Raw genomic sequence first — 19,973 nt, 5'->3', positions numbered from 1 at the left:
TTGGCTCGCCGGCTGCCGCCGCCTCCACCGGCGCTACGAACGCAAAGCAGACCACTTCCTCGCCTTCACCAGCATCGCCTGCACCCTCATCTGCTACCGCAGGCTCACCAAATGAGATGACGTCTAAGTGCTGCCCGGGTCGTCAAGAGCGTCGCCGATGTGGTCCGCAACGGCGGCTACTCCGATGTACGGCTCCACGGGAGCAGTGGCATCGGACTTGTCGCTGCGGTCGTAGCGCAGGGCGGGTGTGGCATCGGGGAAGACAGAACCCGCCTTTGCTCGTACGTTGTAGGCGGCGCTGTCGAAGCGGATTTCCCCCTGCTCGCCCTCGGAAGGTATGACCTGGGAGTAGCCAGGGATCGTGAACTCGAGGACCGGGGTGAACAGGCCGGTGGCGATCTGATCGCCATTGGCGACATCGGGCAGCTTTGGCGCCAGCGACCACAGGTCGAACTTCGTGTCGCCGTTGTACTTCCACTGGCTCGGTGAATCACTGCGGCCGGTATGGATGCCAGGCTGGCAGGCGTCCTCTGCCCTGGGGTCGCCCGGAACTCCGATGTCCCAGTCTCCCTCGCACTCCAGCGTCGCTTCCAACTTGGCGCCGACCTTGTTGAAATCGCCGCTGGATGTAAAGACATCCACATTGAAGTCGAATTCAGCGAACCGGGTCATCAGGCTACCGTCCAAGCCGCCCATCTGACCTCGGCCGATAAGGGTGTTGGTCGAGATGAAGACTCCTTGCAGATAGCAGCCGGGAGGCCACAGGCCGCACTTGATCGCCGGCATGACCGTCAAGGTCTCCTGGCAGTACGAGAACCTGTTCTTGATCCACCCGGCGGTGTTGTCCGAGTCATCAGCGTTGTGACATTCGTCGACGTCGGCGATGTATTCGTACGGGTCCTGGCCGTTGTTCTCGGGCTTGCGGCCGTGGTTGAATCGCTGACTGGGAACCGTGTACGTGCGCTCCCAGGCAGCCATTGTCCCGACAGTCGGCGCGCTTGCCGCCGCGGCAGGCTGCTCAGCGGACGGGCCGGTGCGCGGTTTGATGCCAAACGCTTCCAGATTGCCGTCCCTGTTCAGGACTTGCTCAACCTGGGCGGGATCGGCGATCAGCGCGGGATCGTTGATCGTGTACGTGTCGCCGGGCTGGAGATCGGTGGGAACACCGGCGGCTGCGGTCTCCACGACGAACGTCCGCCACGGGGACCAGCCCAGGTTGTAGTGGGTACCGTCGTAGGCGTTGGTCCGGAACTTGTACATCTTGCCGTCGACGAGCTGCCCCTCCGGGACCTGCACGGCCGCCCACTCGCCGGGCGTGACAAAGTCGGAGACGAGCACGCCGTCTCCGGCCGGCGTGGTGATCGGAGTATTGGTTTCCGCGTCGTAGACCTGGAAGCTACCGCTGACCTTGTCGCCGTCCGCGTCCGCGAACTTGTCCCGGAGCGTCGGTATGAGGGTGTTGACGCCCCACACATCGTTGTAAGTCGTGAAGGGCGGTCCGGCCTGCTGTGCCGCGCCGTCGGAGGGACGGTAGTTGTAGTTCACGGTCAGCTTCGGCTGGTTCGTGGTGGCGTTGCCGGAGTTGACGCGTTTCCAGGCGCGGGTGTCGTCGGTGGCCGCGCGCAGGCCCATGTAGCCGCGGGTCGCCTTCGCCGAGGCCCAGGTCTGCACGAGGGTGTCGACGTCGGCGTTGATCCAGCCGTCGGGCTGGGTGCCGGTGCAGTCCGGGTTGCCGCGGGTCTGGCTGGAGGAGTGGTACTGCTGGTTCCAGGTGGGCTGGTTGGTCCACCGCGACGAGGTGGATGCCGCGGTGGTGTCCCAGACGGTCCACGACTGTGCGGTGCAGTCGGTGTTGCCGGAGTGGAAGTTCCACAGTGCCAGGTTCGTGTCGATGATCAACGCGTCCTGGATGGGCGTGGTGTTCCAGTGGATGAAGGACCGGGCCACGCGGGTGGTGCCGTCCGGGTTCGTGGTGCCGGGGTTGCCGAAGTCGAGTTCGGTGTCGGCGGACCAGTCGACTGTTTCGCCGCGCTGCACGTAGGTGTCGAAGGTGGAGGCCAGGGCGGAGGTCGAGGGGTCGACCGTGACCGGATACTGGGTCTTGGGGTCGGCGAGGAAGTCCGCGCTGGGCGTGACGACCAGGTCGATGCGGCCGGTGCCCTTGTTCATGACCTTCATGGCGACGCGGGCCCGGTGGGTGCTCGCCGGACCGCTTGTCCACCGAGGCGTCCCACATGACCGGGGCGGGCATCGTCGCGCGCCGTTCACCGGTCTCGGCGTCGGTGAACGTCACCGACCCGTCCTTGTTCGCCTTGGCCTTCAGCCCTTTGGCCTTGACCGGCAGTGTGTAGGAGTAGGCGCCGGACGGCTTCTTGTCGATCTGCACGTACTGCTCGAAGCCGGTCCGCGTGGCCTCGACGATGACGTCGGCGCCAGGCACGGCCTCACGGTAGCGGGCCGTGGTGCCGTCCAACTCCGGCGCGGGAAGGCCGCCCTTCCACTGCAGTGTCACCGCCTGTTCGCCACTGCCGAGGGTGACGAGATCGCGCGGGGCCGCGTCCTTGGCGGCGGCCAGCGAGCGCGGCGCGGTACCGCCCTTGCCCGCCAGACGCAGCCCGTTGGGGTGCTCCTTGGCCTTCACAGTTCCGTCGCCGGCCCTGATCAGGGTGGCGTCGACCTTGCGCCACTTGCCGGCCCGCCAGACCCGCTCGGGCCCAGAGGTCAGCTCGGTGGTGAGGGTGCCGTCCGGATTGGCCACGGTGTAGGAGGTGGCCGTCGTCTCGTCGTGGGCAATAGTCTTCTTGCCGGTCTTCTTCGCCTCGAGGATCGCCCACGCCTTTGAGCCCTTGGCGTGCCGGGCCGCCCTTTGAGTGTCGGCCTTGTGGATCTCCGAATTGGACGGCTGGGGGGCCTTGGCCGGCTCGCTGGTCGCCTCCGCGGTGCGCTCCGGGGTGGGAGCCGCAGCGGCCTGGCCGGTGGCGGCGATGCCGACCTCGGCGATCAGTAGCAGTGCGGCGGCTGCCGCGAGCCGGTTGCGTCTTCTGCGTCTTTGCGTAGTGGGTTGGGTGGATGGATGCACGAGGTGCCGTGTCCTTCCCGCTAGGCCAAACTCAAACTCCCGTGCGAAAACCGCACGGGCGGCAGAACTCTAGGCAGGAAGATCAACACCCATGCAGGTGATTTCAGGACGTGCGGATTCCGTTCAACTTCCCTGGTGGCAGGCGCCCTTGGCGGCAGGGGACTGCGGATGTCCTAAACGTCGGGTGGATCACAGCATGCGCTCAGGGAGACGGGCCGGGGGCGCACCGGAGCGAGACGAAATGGTGCCGACACGGATACTGCCCCCATGGCCGCTGTGGCTGAAGATCGACCTTTCGGAGAAGTCGCCGGGTTCTGAGAGGGCGTCAAGTCCGTTTCTGGTAGGAACGACCCGCATAAAGGCGCCGGCTCCGCCCTTGCCCACGCTCCTGCGGCGGGTGCCCGAGCCCGACGGGCGCGCGAGCATGCGGCGCACGGTGCGTGTTGCCGGCAGAGGCCCGCACGCGATGTAACACTCGGGCCGTCGGCCGCGCAGTACATTCGGACCCGATCGTTTCGGTTCCGTGGGTGCGCGGTCCCCTTGTTGCACTGCATCGTCGGCACGCGCACCGGTGCGCGCGATGAACCGCACCGCCTGCATCGGATGCCGGGATCTTCTGCACTCCCCCACCGGAGGGTGCGCACCGAAGTGCAGTCGACCCGATGCGCACCACCGTGGTCTCACTCTCCGGGTGGAGACCATTCCCACCCGGCCGCCGCCTGTCCGCGCACCGGATGCACGGTGGAGTCCACCGTGCTCACTCATCCCCGGCGGCGGCCCCGCGCGGTGCGCCACGGGTTCGGCCGGCCCCCGCGGTACTGCCGTGAGCGGGAGCGGCGCCGGACGGGCGGCGGCTTCGGCGACGGGTACAGCGTCGCACGCAGCCGGGACATGTCGGCGAGCTGCTGGAGTTGTTCCAGGCGCTCGGGCGACAGGTGCGGCAGGATCGGGGCAACCGTCAGGGCCTCCGCGTCCAAGGGATCGGTCCCTCGCACACTCGCCTCTCCCAGCCCACTTCGAGGCTGGGCGGTCGGTCGCGTCCCGGCTGATGGCGCGGCAACTTCGTCCTTCGTCCCGCCCGTCACGGCTGGAGGCCCTGGCCTTGGCCGGGGCCGGGCTGCTGGTGCTGCTGCTGCTCGTGCTCCTGGCGGCGCCGGTCGACCGGTCCGGCCGGGTCGGCCGGGTCGGCCGGGTCGGCCGCCGGGGCCGGGAGTTCCCCGTCCTCGATGGCGCGGCGGCGGTTGGCCGCGCGGGTGAAGGCGGCGAGCCGTTTCAGGTTCTCCGCCGCGGTGAGCAGTGGACCGCGCAGCACCAGCAGGAGGCGTTCAAGGCGCAGAAGGCCGGGGCGGAGCTGAGTCGGCTGCAAAGCCAGCTCGTCGCGCTGGAGCAGAAGATGGCTGCGGCGGAGGAGGCCCGGCGGGCCGCGGGTATGGCGGCCGAGGACCGTCAGCGTACGGCGCGGCTTCTGGATACGGCCGCAGCCGAGGCAAGGGGGCGTCTGGCCGGGTTGCGGGAGGCAGCCACCGATCCGAGCCTGTGTCCCAGGTGTGTACGGGCGCTCGATCTGACGGGGCTGCCCGAGGACGACTGTCCTGTGTGCCGACGTTTCGATCCTGACCGCCCTCAGCGTGCCGAGGAGTTCACGCGGCGGATGGCCCAGGCTCGCAGACCGCTGAGCAGGCGCGTGAGGCAGCCCGACGTGCGGCGCAGGCGGCGGAGGAGGCCCGCGGACGGGTCGGTGACGCCGACCGGGTTGTCGTGGAGGCGGCGGCCGCGGTGCGGGCGTTCACGCAGGATGTGATCACGCCGCAGCAGCAGGTCGTGGTGGAGGCCGAAGCGGCAGCACGGGAGCTGGCCGCGCGGCTGGAGCAGAACGCCGAGCACCTGCGTGAGGTCGCGGAGCTGACGGAACTGCGCGAGCGGCTGCCCGAGCTGGAGAAGGCCGCGGAGATCGCGAAGGCCGCATACACCACTGCACGGCAGGACACCGATCTGATGGTCAAGCAGGGGACCGACCGGTGGTCGCGTCATGCGCTGCGCCGGATGCAGGCGTGTGACCCCGAGGTCAACACGGTCTCCATCAGCTCCAAAAATTCTTCTCCGTCACCATCAACGGAAAGTCGTTCGACTCCCGGTTCGTCGCCAGGCACGGGATGACCCGCGCGAACGTCAGTGTCCTGCTGGCCCTGCGCGATACCGCGCGAGAGGTGCCGGCGATGCCGGTCCCGCAGTTTCCTGATCGTGGATGGCCCGTTCACCGGTCTCGGTGACGGTCCGGAGGACCAGCGCAGCGGCAACGCGCTCCTCGACGGTCTCACCGACCTCGCCACCTTCGATAATCCCTCGGGCGTTGGAGGACAGGTCATCATCGCCTGCCACGAACTCCGCGGTACCCCGGGGCCGGCCGTCCGGGAGATCCGCACCAATCTGACCGATGGCGTGATCCCGGGCCTGCCCCCACGCGAGACCAACACGGTGTGAAGGCCACCGCCGAACAAGAACGGAGACGAGGCGGCCGGAGAGGCCCAAAGCGCTGCACACCGCACCACCCTCCCTGGCAGCAGCGACGGCGCCCAGGCAGACCAGGCGCTCCGCTGGACGGGCACTCGACGTGGTGAAGACCAACTGACCACACTCAACATCCGGCTTCTCCCGGACGGTCACCTTGCCGCGAAAGCCCATGGCCGACCAGTCGGCGGTGGTCGGGCCGCATATGTCTCGTTCCCGGTCCCCGACGAACCAGAACTGACGGCTCTGGTTGTCGACGCGGCCAGCCGCGCCGGGACGTTGTGGGCCGCCCACCGCGGTCTCGGCTGAGCCTGGTTCGGCTCGGGGGCAGACGGTGGCAGTTCCGGGCTCCGCTCTCGAGGCGGGGTCTGGTCCGGTAGATCTTCTGGCGTGACGCAAGTGCAACTGACGGACGCAGAGTGGGAGTTCATCGGGCCGTACCTGCCGATCGGCGAGTACGGCCCGTACCCCGAACGGCTCCGGCAGCAGTTCGAGGGTGTGATCTGGCGGTTCAGGACCGGCGGGCAGTGGCGGGAGATGCCGGAGGAGTTCGGCGCCTGGTCGACCGTGCACAACCGCTTCCGGCAGTGGCGTGACGCGGCGTCTTCGAGGCCCTGCTGGAGGGCCTGATCGCGGAAGCGGCGAAGCGGGGTGCGGTGGACCTGTCCCTGGTCGGCATCGAGTCCACCACCGTGCGGCACACCACGATGCCGCCGGGATGCATCTGGGCGAGGACGTCATCGCTGCACTGGAGAAGGCTGCTACCGAGGAGGAGAAGGTCAGGTCAAAGGGGGCAGCCTCGAAGAACAAAGCGGGCAGGACGCCACAGCAGATCCCGAGCGGGAGGAACGACGACGCATACGGCGTCGGCGAAGAGTCCGCCTGAAGGCCGCTCTTCTCGGACGCTCCAGGGGCGGGCAGACCAGCAAGGTCCATCTGGCCGCCGACCGCAAGTGCCGCCCGCTGGTGTTCGTGCTGACCGCGGGACAGGCCGCGGACAGTCCGCAGTTCATCCCGGTGCTCAAGAAGTGACGGGTCCGCGGCCCCGTCGGCCGCCCCCGCACCCGGCCGGACGCGGTCGCCGGGGACAAGGCCTACTCGTCCCGCGGCAACCGGGCCCACCTGCGTCAACGCGGCATCAAGGCAGTGATCCCGGAGAAGAAGGACCAGGCCGCCAACGGGAAGAAGAAGGGTTCCGGGGGCGGTCGACCTGTCAGCCACGACGCCGCCCTCTACAAGGAGAGGAACACCGTCGAGCGCCTGATCAACAAACACAAGGCCTGGCGGGGCATCGGCACCCGATACGGCAAAACCTCGGACAGCTACCTCACTGGCCTCCACCTACGAGCCTCGATGATCTGGATCAAACACCACCCGGACCACCAGTTGATCACGACTCGATACGCGCCCCAGAGGGACATGAGCGTCAACTTCGGCGACGGCTCTGCCGCACTCCTTGGCCGCCGCCTCCAGCGCCTCCTCGCGTCGCGCGGCCATCACTACGGCGCAGCCCTCGCGGGCGAACGCCTTGGCCGTGGCCGGTCCGATCCCGCTGGACGCTCCGGTCACCGCCACCACGCCGTTTCGACTCGCATGCCCTACCTCCTCGGATGTGTCCGAGCCGGATACCTCGTGCCCGGCTGCGCAGCGACCCAGGTACCCAGCACCGCCGATGAGCCCCGGCCGGTCACCGGGCGTCGCCACCGGGCCATGACGCTGACCGGCGTCACCGTTCGCGGTGGGCCGGTCCGTGAACGGGCCGAAGTGGGTACCCGCCGGCCATGCCGCAGCACTGGGGACCGACTCCGCACGTCTGCCGTGACCGCCTCGGTCCGGTGTCGGTGCGCAGCCTGGGAACGCCGTGCCTGGACGACCGGGGCGGTGCCGTGGCCCTGGTGCCGGGTCTGGGGGCGCCGGGATACCTTCTGCGCACGGTGGAAAGGTGCGCGCGATCGGGTCCGGTGCGTCTGCTGGACGTCCCGGGTTTCGACGATCCCGCGGGCCTGTGCTGCTGCCCGGCGCTGGAGCCGCTGGCGGAGGTCATAGCGCGGTGGCTGGCCGTGGTTCCGCCGGCTCCGGTGGTGCTCGCCGGCCACTCCACAGGAGCGCAGGTGGCGCTGCACGCGGCGCTCCGGGTGCCGGAGCACGTCCGGGCCCTGGTCCTGCTGGCGCCCACCTTCCCGCGCCACCTGCGTCGGATGGGACCGCTGGTCGGCGCGTTCGCCCGCACGGCGGTCCATGAGTCCCCCGGCGTCGTGCCGACGCTGCTGCCCTCCTACGTGCGGGCGGGTCCCCGACGGCTCCTCAGCTGCATACGGTCGGCGCAGACGGACGCACCCGAGGACGTCCTGCCCTCGGTGGCCTGCCCGGTCGTCGTCATGTCCGGGAACCACGACGCCCTCTGCCCACCGGCCTGGAGCCGGCACCTGGCAGGGCGGGCCCGGCAGGGCCGGGCCGTCCTAGTGCGCGGTGCGCACGCGTTCCCTCACTCGCATCCGGCGGCCACCGCGGCGGTACTGACCACCGCGAGGGAGAGGCCGACCGGGAAGTAGCCGCCGCCCGCGCTCGGAGCACGGCCCTCGGCTCACGGCTCACGGCTCACGGCTCACGGCTCACGGCTCACGGCTCACGGCTCACGGCTCACGGCTCACGGCTCACGGCTCACGGCTCACGGCTCACGGCTCACGGGCAGGCTCTCAGCGCGCGCCCCGTCCTTCGAAGTCCGCCGTACCGCCGCGTCTTCGTCCTCGACCAGTCCTGCCTCGCCAGGAAGTTCCAGCACGGCGCCGCTACGCTCGCAGAGCTTCCGGTTCACGGCCGGCGTGCCGCACGCCTTGCAGTACCGGTTGACCTTACGACTCTCAGCCCTGTCCCTCATGGCTCTCGCCGGGACGGGTGAACGGTGACGGGCGTCGGGTACCCACGGCCTTGGCCCTGACCCCGGTCGCCACTCAGCCGCCGAACGTCCAGATGGTCGATGTCCAGCCCTCGCGCACCGTCGACCCAGGTGTCGTCGTACGGGCTGCACCAGGTGCCGCCAGCCAGCGTGCAGCGGCCGGACCGCTCGGGGGCGTTGACGGCCTCCACCAGCAGGGCCTCGTTGCGGGTGGAACAGCTGTCCGCATCGGCGTCGACACAGTGCTTGAACGCGTCCCAGTGCTTGAACGCGTCGCGCTCGTCACCGGCGCGCGTCTCGTCCCTCACGGGCATGACGTCCAGCAGCGTTCGGACAGGCAGGGTGGCAGTCGTGCCGGGGTCGGCGGCGTGAACGGGGCTGCGCTGCGCCCCTGAGAGGGAGCCGCAGTCTTCTGCGTCTTGGCTTGATGGATCGCGTGGATGGTTGCCCCCTCCACCTCTGCTCCCGGCAACGCCACCACGAACCAGCCGAAGCTGACCGCCATCTACAACTACCGGCCCTCCGGCCGGCAGCGCAGCAGGCTGGCCCGCCCTTCGAGTCCTACAACGGTGTGTGGGGTGTCAGCCCCCCTCCGGGCTAAGGAGTGTGCTCGGCTCAAGCCTCATGCCGTGGAACAGATGTTCTGTTGAGGGCCGGAACGGCCGGGGATGGCAGTTCCGCTGTCGCCTGTCGAGAGGTGGCAGGTCTCGGATCCGTGCCCTGTACGTTTCCGTCGGCCGTGTGTGGGGGACTCGCGGGCTGTGGTGGCGTATGGGGCGGAGCATCGGGTGCGGGTTCCCGCTTTGCGGACGGGTTGGCTGACTCAGACGTTTGTGCACTGGTCATTCGCGCCCGAGGCGGTTCAGGCTCTGCTGCCCGCGGAACTGGTGGTGGACGAGTACGAGGGGGCCGCCTGGGTGGGGTTCACGCCGTTTGTCATGGCGGACGTGCGCCCTCCGGGGGTACCGGCAGCGGTGCCCGGGCTGCCGACGTTCGCGGAGACCAACCTGCGGACGTATGTCCGGCACAGGAACGGGCGGGACGGGCTGTGGTTTCTGTCCATTGAGGTGGCCTGCCCCCTGATGCTGGCGACTCGTGCCGTCGGCGCGCCGTACAACCCGGCCACCCTCAGCGTCTCCGCGGGCGGGGAAACCGTCTCCTATGCCGGTTCCAGGTGGACCGGCGGGGCCTCCTACCGGCTGGTCGTCCGCCCCGGTGACAAGATCACTGCGACGGAACGGGACGTGTGGCTGACGTCGCGCTGGCGCGCGTACACACGTCGGCTCGGCATGCTCTGGGAGACGCCCGTCGAGCACGAGCCGTGGCCACTGGCCGATGTCGCTGTCGACGTGCTGGAGGAGACGCTGACCACAGCGGCCGGCCTCCCCGCCCCTCTCGGCGAGCCCTTGGTGCGCTTCTCGGAAGGAGTCCGGCATGTCCGGCTGGGTCTCTCCCGACCATGTCTCCCAGCGGCGGGCCCGTCCTGAACCCGGGCTGACTCGACGGGCCCTCGCCCGGCGAGGGCTCCCTCAACCCGTTCGAGCGGGGACAAGCGGATGAGCCGGATCCTCCGCGGGGCAACGCGGCGGCCGCGGCTGCGCTTCGACGGCTGGATCGCGGGCCTGGGCACCTCTTCCGGAACGCGCATCGTGCTCGGACACTGGCAGCGGTCACCATTCGGACCGTTCAGCGATGTGATGCTGGAACGGCCCGACGGGGAACGGTTGCTGCTGGCCCCCACGCGGGGGACGGCCGACTTTGTCAGCGACACCTATACCTTCGAAAGCGTACGCGTTGTCCCGGTCGACGTGACCGTCGCGGACCGCACGTGGATCGTCACCGCGGGTCACTTGACCTGCGCTTCACCGCCGGCCGGCGAGGGCTCCCGGGGTTCCTGCTGTGTGCCGTTCCCGGCGCGCTCGCCCGCCGTCCGGTATGGAGTGCGCTGATGGACTGGCCGACCCGTGTGCTGCTGCCCGGCGTGCGGACCCGCGGCAGCACCGGCGCAGGGCGCCGCGAGTGGTACGGCGCCCGGGACCTGCGGCCGATCCGCACGGTGTCGGCGGCCTTCGAGGGCACCGACCTCGGTGCGGCGGCACCCGTCGAGCCGCCCGTACGCTTCGGGTTCGGTTCGGTGCCGAGAAGACCTGCCGTCACACGGGTCACGACGACGATCGCGCTCGGCCCGGAGTGAGGACACCCGGCCACGGGTACGCGGTCACCCCTACGAAGGGAGGCACCTTGGGCAGAACCAGAGTTCGGGAGGCTGCGAGCACGGTCGCGGTGGCGCACGGTGCCTTCAACATCGTGGGCGGACTGTGGCCGCTGCTGCACCTGCGCAGTTTCGAGTGGGTCTTCGGACCGAAGACCGATGTGTGGCTGCAGATGACGACGGGCGGACTGCTGGTCTCCGCCGGCGTCGCCCAGCTCGCGGCGGCTCCGGACTCGCACGGCCCGGCCCAGGCCCGTCGCATCGGTTTGGGCACCGCCCTGACCCTGCTGGCCGTTGATCTGGTCTACGTGCCCAAGGGGCGGATCCGGCCGACGTATCTTCTCGATGCCGCGATGCAGACGGGGTGGATCGCCGCCTGGTTGCGTTCCACCGCCGCCAAGAGCAGAGGTAAAGCCAGGAGTGGTGAACGATGAGCGGCCGGCTGCCGTTCTCTTTGCCCGACGCATGCTTGCCGGACGGGAACTCCAGAAGGTCTCAAGAGCCGTCGCCGAGGCAGGAGGGCTGTGGGCGGATCTGTTGCAGCATCGCACCGACGACCGCGGCTATGCGGAGGTCTTCCTCGACGAGCATCTGGGCGTCTGGGTCCTGGAGTGGATGAACGTTGGCGGCAGCCACCGCATCCTTGCCGCCTTCCCCGCCGTACCCGCCAGGCACCCGCTCACGGCGACCCGGCGAGCCTGGCCGAGGCCCTGGCCGCCGAACCGCTCGTCTTTGACCTCTGTACCGAGACCACCGACCGGTCCTGGCGTGCGTTCGCCGAGCTCACGGCACGGACCCCCTGCCCGTTCGGCAAGAGCAGAGCCTCGACTTCGACATCTATACGCACAGCGCTCGCGGATTCACCCCGGGCAGCGCCTTGCCGCGTGCGTGGGCTGCCGGTTGCAGGACATGGCAGCCATGCCGCTGCCGCGCCGCGAGACGATGCCGTCGTTATCGACCGTAGGCGTCCTTGCGGGGAGGGGGTCCGACGTTGGTCCGCCGACCGGGGTGGACGGCGGCGTGGCGTTGCCCTGGGCCGGGGCCACTGCGGGCGGCGAGGGCGTCGGCGACGGCGCCGGTGGTGAAGGCGTAGACGGCCTTGTGAACGATGTCCACTACGAGTTCTTTGCGGGGCCAGGTAGGAGGCGGGGCGCCGATGCCGGTCGCGTTTTCGAGGATCTGGTCGTTGGTGAGGCGGACGACGGTGAACTTGGCGGAGGCGACCGGTCCGCGCAGCCCGGTTTGGGCCATGATCGAGCGCAGTACGCCGAGGAGGGCAGCTTGGCCGTAGTGCATGGCCCAATTGACCGGGAGCGGCTGTGTGCCGGGGCGTTCGGGCAGGCCGGTCAGGCGCTGAAGAACCCGGGCGGGCACGTGGGAGTCGGGTCGGCCGGTGATGGCCTGCTCGATCTTCTCGCTGAGGGTCATCACGACGCCTCCGGCGGTACCGGCGACCAGTCCCTGCCACAGTGCACGCTTGATCATGTCCTGGCGGGTACCCGGTACCACCGGCTTCACCCACCCTGTCACGCCGTCCGCCCGGTCGCCGCACTGGGGGCAGCAGACAGAGCCCCGCACGGCAGGCCCGCCGGGCAGAGCGGCGGCCCGGGCGTCCTGCCCAAGGTTCCGCAGAGGGCTCACTCGCCGGTGGTCTTGCCCAGCAGCGCGCCGTACGCCAGTTGCAGCGCGTCTGCCCCGGCGAGGGCGGCGAGCGCGCCCATGGCGGTGCGCGTCGCGCGCGGCCGGAGCAACTGGCCGGCGGTGAGAGTCGAGGCCACCCACACGCTCGTGCAGAACGGGCAGATCACCAGCTCGCCCACGGTCTCCTTGCCGTCTCGGGCTGCGCCTCCTCGTGTAGTTCGGCCGGCCCTTGCGGACCGACATACCTCGTGAAGGGGGCCCGCAGCGGACTGGTCACCGACGCCTTGCTCAGCAGCCTGCTCAGCCGGAAGGTGGCCACGGAGGTCAACACCACGTCCCACGGTTCGGGCCGCTCGGGCAGCGGGCGCCCGCGCAGCCGTGGCCAGGGCGCCGTGTACGCCCCGAATCCCGCCATGGCCGCCAGATAACCGCCCAACGGCCGCTCGTGCCCTGCCGAATAGCCTCGTTCGGTGCGCCTGAGTAGGCCGTGCACGCGTCGTGCGAGGCGGCCATCAGCTGCTGTGTCCAGGGGCCGTACCCGTTTCCGTCGCGCCAGGTTGTCCGCCCGCTCCCCGACCGTTCCCCGGGTGGTCGCCTCGGTCCTGCCGGCGCAAACGCACCTCAACGTGCCCGTCGACGATCCGGGTGTCGAAGGCAGGCTGGGGCGCGGTGGCGGGACCGCGGACGTTCCAACCGTCCGAGAGCCGAAAGACGCTGCCGTGCCAGGGGCACCTGACACATCCGTCGGCGACGGTGCCCTCGGACAGCGGTCCCGCGAGGTGGCTGCACCGCTCGGCCAGGGCATGGATCGTCCCGCCGAGTTCGCGCACCACCAGGACCGGCACGTCGTCCACGCTGCGCCGCACCGGCTGACCGGCCGGGAACTCGCCCACCGTCCCGATCCGGTGCCATCCCTCCGTAACCACGTGCGGAACCTCTTCGGCGTGGTTGGCGCCGGACGCCTGGCGGTAGGCCAGGTGGCCGCCCAGCATGCCGCCGAGCCCGACCGCCGTCAGGCCCAGAAAGCCGAACGCCCGGCCCGCTGCCTCGCGTCCCTTGACGCGGCAAGCGAGCGAGGCGGCGTACAGACCCACGGCTGCCGTGTTGGTTAGAGCGTGCACCAGTCCGACGCGCTGCTGCTGGCGGTGCAGCTCCGCCCAGTCGACAGCGCCCGCCAGCGCCGCGGGAGCGGCGGCGGCCAGACCGACGCCGACCAGCAGCCCCGCCTCGCGGGAGCGGCCGGGCCGCAGATCCAGTACCGCCGCGGACAGCCAGCTCCCGATCGGAACCTGCACCATCAGCGGATGCACCGGGTGCCCCAGCCACCTGCCGTGCAGCACATCCCGGCCGCGCCCCAACGGCAGGGATCGCACCCCCGCGCGGAGCGCGTCGATCACCGGATCGACCCGGGGCTCCCGCTCCAGGCTGTCCAGCAGCCACAGGACCCGGCTCTGCCGCATCCGGCGGCGGTGAGGCGTTGTGCTCATGGTCGGCCGGGTCCCCACCTGCCCGGACGGCAAACGGAGTGGCGAACGTCCGCGCACCACGGTTCAGCCGCCCGGTCGGATGACCGCGCGGACGCAGCCGTCCGTCTTCTCCTTGAACATGTCGTACGCCCGCGGCGTTTTGGTCATCGGCCCGATTTCCCGGTCGCAGCGCGGCGAGCCCTGGAACATCCCTCTGCGGATGCCTTGCTGTCGCGGGCGGGGCGGCCCCCGGGTCTGGGGTCAGTTCCAGCCGAACCGGCGGTCGACCACCGCGGTGAACTCCTCGAGGGTGAGGGCAGCGTCGCCGTTCTGGTCGGCGGCGTCGAACAGCGCGGAGGACGCGTCGGTGTCCTGCACTCCCCAGGACGGGATGACGCCCGCGGCGGCCAGCGAGGGTCCTTTTGTTCGCAGGGCGACGATCACCTCTTCACGGGTCAGCATCCCGTCGCCGTCCAGGTCAAGAGCCTCGAAGAGTCTGCGGGCCTTCTCACTCATCACGTGCCCCCGGTGGTGTGCGGCCGGCGGGCAAGCCATCCCGCTCAGGGGGAAGGACGCACACCGAACGGCCCGGGTTCCCCACCCCCCGGCGAAATCCGGAAGTCGCCGTCAGGTGATCGCCAGGACACCGCCGTCGGAGGTGCGGGTCACCGTGTGTCCGGGCTGGACCAGCAGTCCTGACACTGTTGCCTGCACGATCGTCTTCAGACCACCCAGGGCTGGCGGTATGTGGTGTCCGCGGTGCCGTTCTGCGATTCAGCCGGACTGAGCGTGCTCCTGCGGACCTGGCGGCAGGCGGACCAGGCCGGGCCCGTACCGGCACTGGCCAGTGTGCCGACACAGCTGCAACGCATGCTGGCCATCACCGGGGTGGACACCGTGCTGCGCGCGTTGGACACCGTCGCCGAGGCCGAGAGCGGGATGGCAGTCGGTGACGGGGCCTGACACCGGCACCGGACAAGGAAGGGTCATGCCGGAGCCGGCCTGACCCCTCGTTCTGAACTGGCAGTAGCGACTGCGGCGCCGGGGGCGGGGCGCCTCTTCACGCCACCCACGGCGGTTCGTCCAGGACCGCCCCGGCCGCAGTACGGCGGGCGGTGGGCTGCGGCTTCAGTGCCGGCTGTCGTGAGAGATGAACAGTGTTAGCAGTTTCCCGACGGGTACGTGTGCCTCTGCTGGATGGCGGAGGGCGCCGTCCCGGCAGAGGATGTAGCGCGTGCGCCGTCCGTCCCGTTCGCGGCGCAGACAGCCTGCCTGTTCGAGGTCGCTGACGATGCTCTGGGCGGTGCGTTCGGTGATGTCGCAGGTTGCGGCGATGTCGCGAAGGCGGGCGGCAGGGTTGCGCGCGATGGCAAGCAGTACCCGGGCGTGGTTGGTGAGGTAGGAATCCCCATTTCCTGGCCTGCTCGTTCACGGTCTGCCCGCTCCTTCAGTTCTGGCCCGGTAGCAATACCCGCAGCGGATTTCCGGAAGCGCGTCCCGCCGGTGTGCGGGTGCTACGCAGTTTTACGGGTAAGCGGGACGGACGGTTCCGGCGCTTCGGAAGTGAGGCGGGTCCATGGATGCTGCTGCCCATAACGAGGGCCAGGGGGCTCTTGTCGACCGTCCTATCGCGGTCACTGCCGCCTTCGACGACCGCGCGGAGATCGCAGATGCCCGGGCCATGGCCCGTGGCTTCCTCGCCTCGGTGCAGGCAGAGCACGGGCTGCCGGTGCCGGCCGAGGCGATGGGCATGGTGCAACTGGTGGTGAGCGAACTGGTGACCAACGCCCGTAAATATGCGCCGGGCCCGTGCCTGCTGGACCTGGAGATCACCGAGGTTGCTGTGCAGGTGAGCGTGTGGGACAGCAGCGCCACGTTGCCGTCGGTCCAGGCGGCCGACCCGGAACGGCTGGGCCGGCACGGCCTGGAAATCGTCATGGCAGTGTCCCAGAGCTTCTGCGTCCACCGGGAACCGGTGGGCAAGCGGATCACCGCATCCGTCGTACTCGCAGACGACCCCGGCGGAGACGCGAGGCGACCTCCAGGTAGCGGCCGACGACCAGGTCCGTGGGCCGGGAAACAGCGGCGGTGCGGGTGGAAACCGCGTGGCCGAGAGCAAGCGGAGCGGGCAGGACCGGCGACCAGTGCCACACCCGCGGCCAGGAGGCGAGCGGCTCATCCCGGCCATCGGCCCTCGTCTACGCCAGCGGCGGGCACGATCTGGTCGATCTCATCAGCGGCAGAGGCCGGGCCTGAGTGCCGCGCATGCCCGCTGGTCCAGGCCAGCCGCCGCACAGCGGCCTTGCCCGCCCGGTTTTCCCGGACCACCGAGAACTGCGGACGCAGCCCCGCAATACGTCATTGCTGCGCGCTGACGGCTTGGGCGTGGAGGCGTTCCAGGGCATCCCGGACGGCGGTGTGCCAGTGCCAGGACAGCCAGCGCCCCACGTTGGTTCCCGTCTGCTGCAGCGCGTGGAGCTGGGCGCTGGTGAACCCGGTCAGGGGACGTTCGTGGTGGGAGGAGACCATGCCCAGCACGCCGCCCTGGCCGTTCGTCAGAGGGACACTGTGGGCAGCCCGGCTGCCTGTCTGCATGATGGCGTAACGGGACACCTCGTCGAACACGGCTGCGGTCGCCACGTCCCGCACCGTGACCTGACGGCGTTCGGCGGCAGCCTGTGAGCAGGAGGTCGTGGGGGCGTCGACGAAGGTGAAGAAGTCGGTGAAGTACGTGTTGAGGCCGGTGTGCCGGGCCAGATGAAGTCGGCCGCTCTGCGCCAGCTGTACGTTGCCCATCGGCGTCTGCGTGATAGACAGCACCCGGTGCAGCGTCGCCTTGAGGACGGCACCCTGGCTGTCTCGCGAGCCCCGGTCCAGACTCAGGCCTGGCAGCCGGGGCGGACTGACACGCGCCCGGCCAGGAAACCACAGCGACGCGCCCTGGTCCGGTGCGGGCGTACGGACAACGGCGTCGGCGAGCGTGTGGAGCTTGATGTTCGACTGCTGCGACACCGTTCTCAGCAGTTGGAACGCCTGATCGGCCGAGCCGAGGCGGTACCGCCTGGCCAGGACGTCCTGAGCACGGGCGACACCTGCATGGCCCAGTCGCCGGTTGCGCAGATCAAGCTCCTCCTGCGCCCAGCGTGCATTCCACCGGGCAGGACGGGAGCCAGACGGTATCGACTGGGTGGTTCCTTCATCCGGGTGCCAGGGAAACTGACCCATAGAAAGGCTCCAATGCGGGACGGCAGACAGCAGCAACACCGCAACCGGCTCTTCTTCGGGCCGGCCGCGGGCAGCACCTGCTTCCCAAGCACTCCAACCGCAGCCTAACCGAGCGCCACTTGCCCAGCGCAACCCAGCCTGCGCCCCCATATGAAACACGTGGCGGCCATCCCTGCGAACCTGCGCGCGCTCACAACAACGAGGCGCTACGGCGCGGCTTGCACCGCGGGCAGACGCGGGGACCGGATCCCGACCAGAACGGCTCGCCGGCCTTACGGGCGCACTGGTGAAGAAGCGGTGGTGCTGTCTGGCTTCGCTCGGAGAGAGCGGGACCTCGGAAGTGATGTCGGCACCGCGGCTGGGCGGCGGGGTGTCACCGAAGTAGCGCTCGTTGATCTCTTCGAGGAGGTAATAGACCTCATCGGCGCTGTCCGGCCGACGGGCGGGGTCCTTGGCCAGGAGCCGGGCGACCAACCGCTCCAGTTCCGCAGGAGCGTCCGGGCGAGGAACTACTGGAGAGCGACCACGACGGGCCGAGCCGACTGCCCTCGCACGTTCAACGCCCACCTGGTGGAATCGCTTCTTCGGCATCTTCTGATGGGCATCCAGGCTTTCGGCCTGCGCATCCCGCTACCGCGGCCTTGGGAAGACCCGGTTGCAACACCACCTCACCGGCGCAGCCGTCACCCTCGCCCGCTTCGATGCCTGGTTCACCGGCAGACCGCTCGCCCGCACCCGCGTTTCGCTCTTCGCGGCACTCCGCCCCGCTGGATGAGATGTAGCGGGGAGGAATCAACCAACAGCATCCGGATCGGCGAGGGCTACTACCTCCAGCCGAAGGAACACGGTACGGACCAGCACCCTGTCGGTCCTCACGGCTTGCGGGACACCCAGGACCTGGATGGGCATCGAGATCCTTACAACTGTCGGCGCAGCATCAGGAGGGCGCTGAGGTCGGCTTCACCAACGAAGCGTTTCAGCAAGACGCATATGCGAGCATCGTCCCCTTCCCTGACGGCCGTCACGATCCCCTCGGTCACCTGCCGTAACGCGGTTGGCGGTTCTGGCACAACAACCATGTGGTGCGGCTGCCCGGCCGCCATGGCCCCAAGCATCGCTCGATCGGTGGAACGCTTACGGAGGAAGCCGGACCGCTCAGCTTGTTCTTCATCTTCCGTCCGCGTCGCAGTGCGGGGACGGAAGGTTCCAGACGGTGTCTGACCAGCTGACGATCTTTCGAAGTTCGCGGGCGCTTCGTGGTGATACAGCCTGCATCACGATGTCGAGGAGAGCTCGGGCTTCGGGAGGGTCGCAGCAAACCAGTACACGTTGCCCCAGTCGTAGTCGTGCCACAGAGCACGCTCGGGCTGGTGAACGTAGCCCTTCTACAGAGTGGCGGGAGTTTCCGCCCAGTGCTCGTGTCCCCCCGTTTCGCCGAGCGGGCAGGCGGGTGATCTTGTATGCGAGGAACTGAACGCGCCTGCTGTCCTGCAAGGGCGCACGGGGGAACCGGTGAGAAGTTGGGTGCGGGCGGTGCCCGCAGTCAAGGGCGGGACATGCGCATGGAACGCTTGGGAGGCAACGATGCCGGCTGCCCCATTCGGGCTGACTGGGCTGCTCGCCGCGGCGGAGGACGCGGCGCCGGGGGAGTCTCTGGCTGTGGTGGCGCGCAACCTGCGCGCGCGGTTCGGCGCGCGGGCGGTGTCGTTCCTGTTCGCCGATGTCGTCGGCCGGCAGATGGTACGGCTCGACGAGGGGACCGCCCCGCTGTTCGGCCGCCACGCCAGTCGGATCCAGCTGACCGGGAGCGTCTACGACCGAGTGCTGCATGCCCAGGAGCTGGTGCAGGCGCCTGACACCGGACACGGGCAGCGGGTGCTCGCCCCGGTGACCCACCGCGGCGACACCATCGGTGTCCTGGAGCTGTCCCTGCCGCAGGTCAGTCAGGAAATCCTGGAAGAGGTCCGCGAGGCCGCGCACGCGCTGGCGTACATCATCGTCACCGACCGCCGCTTCACCGACCTCTTCCGCTTGGGCCAGCGCGCCACCCCGCTCAGCCTGGCCGCCGAGATCCAGCGACAGCTCCTGCCCGACGCGCCATCCTGTGAAGCCGCACAGTTCGCGCTCGCCGCGTCCCTCATGCCTGCCGAATCAGCCGCCGGGGACACCTACGACTACACCCTCGACAACGACACCCTGCACCTGTCCGTCACCGACGCCATGGGCCACGACGTCAACGCCGCCCTCATGGCCACCCTGCTGGTCAACGCCTCCCGCGGCGCCCGCCGAGACGGCGCCGACCTGGCCGATCAGGCCCGCCGAATCCACCAGGCCCTCCTCGACCACGGCCACCACACCCTCGCCACCGGCCAGCTCCTGCGCATCGCCCTGAACGGAACCGGCGCACAGCTCGTCAATGCCGGACACCCCTGGCCGCTGCTCCTGCGCGACGGCGTCGTCAACGAGGTGCACCTGGAAGTCGACCTGCTCTTCGGCGTACCCCGAGGCGCCCCCTACCACGTACAGGACCTCGACCTGCGCCCCGGCGACCGCCTCCTGCTCTACACCGACGGCATGCAGGAGCGACAGGCCGCATCCGTTGATCTGCCGGGCCTGATCCGTGACACCGCCTCCGAACACCCCCGCGAGGTCGTGCGCGTCCTGGCAACGGCAGTCACTGACGCCTTCGACGGCCGCCTGGCCGACGACGCCACAGTCTTGTGCCTCGACTGGCACGGCCCCCGCTACGACGGCCACCACGCCGACGCGTGAACGCTGAGCGTCGGGTGTTTCCTGAAGAGCCTGTTCCAGGATCCGGTCTGAATGCGCAGGCCTTCGAATCCTCGGGTCCGGGACGCTGCGGAGGCTCGGGCAGCGGTCGGTACCGTCCGGCGGATGTCCGCGCCGGGGAGCCGCAACGCACGGTCGTGGCCGGTGTTTCAGGAG

15 protein-coding genes and 8 pseudogenes are annotated in these 19,973 nt (G+C 69.5%); 12 read left to right on the top strand and 11 right to left on the bottom strand.

Annotated elements, in window-relative coordinates:
• A pseudogene (locus QC282_RS24890) lies at positions 1–115 on the top strand (IS5/IS1182 family transposase); the annotation flags it as partial.
• Between the two features lie 1,055 nt (positions 116–1,170).
• On the opposite strand, the pseudogene QC282_RS24885 reads toward QC282_RS24890, so the two are convergent.
• The 3 genes and pseudogenes from QC282_RS24885 to QC282_RS24875 all read right to left on the bottom strand — a co-directional run.
• Positions 1,171–2,827 (bottom strand): annotated as a pseudogene (locus tag QC282_RS24885) (DNRLRE domain-containing protein); the annotation flags it as partial.
• 1,013 nt (positions 2,828–3,840) lie between these two features.
• A complete protein-coding gene (locus QC282_RS24880; RefSeq protein ID WP_279551780.1) occupies positions 3,841–4,056 on the bottom strand; it encodes a hypothetical protein in 216 nt (71 codons plus the stop codon).
• Positions 4,057–4,160: 104 nt separating this feature from the next.
• Positions 4,161–4,445, bottom strand: a complete 285-nt coding sequence (locus QC282_RS24875; RefSeq protein ID WP_279551779.1) for a hypothetical protein — start codon at positions 4,443–4,445, stop codon at positions 4,161–4,163.
• 392 nt (positions 4,446–4,837) lie between these two features.
• Between QC282_RS24875 and QC282_RS24870 the strand changes: the two genes are divergently transcribed.
• From QC282_RS24870 to QC282_RS24855, 4 genes and pseudogenes are all read left to right on the top strand, one after another.
• The gene (locus QC282_RS24870) at positions 4,838–5,236 is read left to right on the top strand and encodes a hypothetical protein (RefSeq protein WP_279551778.1); all 399 of its coding nucleotides are present in this window, start codon (positions 4,838–4,840) and stop codon (positions 5,234–5,236) included.
• Positions 5,237–5,320: 84 nt separating this feature from the next.
• Positions 5,321–5,560 (top strand): hypothetical protein, encoded by a 240-nt coding sequence (locus QC282_RS24865; protein WP_279551777.1) that lies wholly within the window; start codon positions 5,321–5,323, stop codon positions 5,558–5,560.
• Between the two features lie 108 nt (positions 5,561–5,668).
• Positions 5,669–5,896, top strand: a pseudogene (locus QC282_RS24860) (hypothetical protein); the annotation flags it as partial.
• An 81-nt stretch (positions 5,897–5,977) separates the two neighbouring features.
• Positions 5,978–6,952: pseudogene (locus QC282_RS24855) on the top strand (IS5 family transposase); the annotation flags it as partial.
• On the opposite strand, the gene QC282_RS24850 reads toward QC282_RS24855, so the two are convergent.
• Positions 6,929–7,165, bottom strand: a complete 237-nt coding sequence (locus QC282_RS24850) for an SDR family NAD(P)-dependent oxidoreductase (protein WP_279551776.1) — start codon at positions 7,163–7,165, stop codon at positions 6,929–6,931. The pseudogene QC282_RS24855 and the gene QC282_RS24850 overlap by 24 nt on opposite strands.
• 203 nt (positions 7,166–7,368) lie before the next feature.
• Between QC282_RS24850 and QC282_RS24845 the strand changes: the two genes are divergently transcribed.
• The gene (locus tag QC282_RS24845; protein ID WP_279551775.1) at positions 7,369–8,139 is read left to right on the top strand and encodes an alpha/beta fold hydrolase; all 771 of its coding nucleotides are present in this window, start codon (positions 7,369–7,371) and stop codon (positions 8,137–8,139) included.
• A gap of 322 nt (positions 8,140–8,461) precedes the next feature.
• Here the strand turns inward: QC282_RS24845 and QC282_RS24840 are convergent, their stop codons facing one another.
• Positions 8,462–8,797, bottom strand: coding sequence for a hypothetical protein (locus QC282_RS24840; RefSeq protein ID WP_279551774.1), 336 nt, complete (start codon positions 8,795–8,797; stop codon positions 8,462–8,464).
• Positions 8,798–9,244: 447 nt separating this feature from the next.
• Between QC282_RS24840 and QC282_RS24835 the strand changes: the two genes are divergently transcribed.
• From QC282_RS24835 to QC282_RS24825, 3 genes and pseudogenes are all read left to right on the top strand, one after another.
• Positions 9,245–9,970 carry a DUF2071 domain-containing protein gene (locus QC282_RS24835; RefSeq protein ID WP_279551773.1) on the top strand — a complete coding sequence of 242 codons (726 nt, stop codon included), beginning with the start codon at positions 9,245–9,247 and terminating at the stop codon, positions 9,968–9,970.
• Between the two features lie 69 nt (positions 9,971–10,039).
• Positions 10,040–10,677, top strand: a pseudogene (locus QC282_RS24830) (hypothetical protein).
• 47 nt (positions 10,678–10,724) lie between these two features.
• Positions 10,725–11,129, top strand: a complete 405-nt coding sequence (locus QC282_RS24825; RefSeq protein WP_279551772.1) for a hypothetical protein — start codon at positions 10,725–10,727, stop codon at positions 11,127–11,129.
• A 517-nt stretch (positions 11,130–11,646) separates the two neighbouring features.
• Here QC282_RS24825 and QC282_RS24820 read toward each other — a convergent pair.
• The 4 genes and pseudogenes from QC282_RS24820 to QC282_RS24805 all read right to left on the bottom strand — a co-directional run bounded on the left by QC282_RS24820 (position 11,647) and on the right by QC282_RS24805 (position 14,318).
• Entirely contained in the window at positions 11,647–12,180 is a 534-nt protein-coding gene (locus tag QC282_RS24820) for a hypothetical protein (RefSeq protein WP_279551771.1), read from the bottom strand.
• A 152-nt stretch (positions 12,181–12,332) separates the two neighbouring features.
• A pseudogene (locus tag QC282_RS24815) lies at positions 12,333–12,751 on the bottom strand (DUF1360 domain-containing protein).
• 97 nt (positions 12,752–12,848) lie between these two features.
• Positions 12,849–13,796, bottom strand: a complete 948-nt coding sequence (locus tag QC282_RS24810; protein WP_279551786.1) for a Rieske (2Fe-2S) protein — start codon at positions 13,794–13,796, stop codon at positions 12,849–12,851.
• Positions 13,797–14,063: 267 nt separating this feature from the next.
• Complete coding sequence (locus tag QC282_RS24805; protein WP_279551770.1) at positions 14,064–14,318, bottom strand: EF-hand domain-containing protein; 255 nt, start codon at positions 14,316–14,318, stop codon at positions 14,064–14,066.
• Between the two features lie 231 nt (positions 14,319–14,549).
• Between QC282_RS24805 and QC282_RS24800 the strand changes: the two genes are divergently transcribed.
• On the top strand, positions 14,550–14,765 hold the full coding sequence (locus QC282_RS24800) for an STAS domain-containing protein (RefSeq protein WP_336621086.1): 216 nt from the start codon (positions 14,550–14,552) through the stop codon (positions 14,763–14,765).
• A gap of 165 nt (positions 14,766–14,930) precedes the next feature.
• On the opposite strand, the pseudogene QC282_RS24795 reads toward QC282_RS24800, so the two are convergent.
• Positions 14,931–15,182, bottom strand: a pseudogene (locus QC282_RS24795) (MarR family transcriptional regulator); the annotation flags it as partial.
• Positions 15,183–15,378: 196 nt separating this feature from the next.
• Between QC282_RS24795 and QC282_RS24790 the strand changes: the two are divergent.
• Positions 15,379–15,828, top strand: a pseudogene (locus QC282_RS24790) (ATP-binding protein); the annotation flags it as partial.
• A gap of 332 nt (positions 15,829–16,160) precedes the next feature.
• Here QC282_RS24790 and QC282_RS24785 read toward each other — a convergent pair.
• Positions 16,161–17,066, bottom strand: a complete 906-nt coding sequence (locus QC282_RS24785) for an ANTAR domain-containing protein (protein WP_279551768.1) — start codon at positions 17,064–17,066, stop codon at positions 16,161–16,163.
• 1,545 nt (positions 17,067–18,611) lie between these two features.
• On the opposite strand from QC282_RS24785, the gene QC282_RS24780 reads away from it, so the two are divergent.
• Positions 18,612–19,799 (top strand): PP2C family protein-serine/threonine phosphatase, encoded by a 1,188-nt coding sequence (locus QC282_RS24780; RefSeq protein ID WP_279551767.1) that lies wholly within the window; start codon positions 18,612–18,614, stop codon positions 19,797–19,799.
• Positions 19,800–19,973: the final 174 nt, after the last annotated feature.

Origin of the sequence: Streptomyces sp. DH24 (assembly GCF_029813775.1) — a bacterium.
GTDB lineage: Bacteria > Actinomycetota > Actinomycetes > Streptomycetales > Streptomycetaceae > Streptomyces.
The sequence above is the reverse complement of the archived record's forward strand: the minus strand, read 5'-3'. Positions and strand labels throughout refer to the sequence as shown.

Coding starts and splice junctions, on each gene's coding strand:
- QC282_RS24845 (WP_279551775.1), top strand. CDS start 7,369: ATGCCGCAGCACTGGGGACCGACTCCGCACGTCTGCCGTGACCGCCTC.
- QC282_RS24840 (WP_279551774.1), bottom strand. CDS start 8,797: ATGCCCGTGAGGGACGAGACGCGCGCCGGTGACGAGCGCGACGCGTTC.
- QC282_RS24820 (WP_279551771.1), bottom strand. CDS start 12,180: ATGATCAAGCGTGCACTGTGGCAGGGACTGGTCGCCGGTACCGCCGGA.
- QC282_RS24810 (WP_279551786.1), bottom strand. CDS start 13,796: ATGCGGCAGAGCCGGGTCCTGTGGCTGCTGGACAGCCTGGAGCGGGAG.
- QC282_RS24805 (WP_279551770.1), bottom strand. CDS start 14,318: ATGAGTGAGAAGGCCCGCAGACTCTTCGAGGCTCTTGACCTGGACGGC.
- QC282_RS24780 (WP_279551767.1), top strand. CDS start 18,612: ATGCCGGCTGCCCCATTCGGGCTGACTGGGCTGCTCGCCGCGGCGGAG.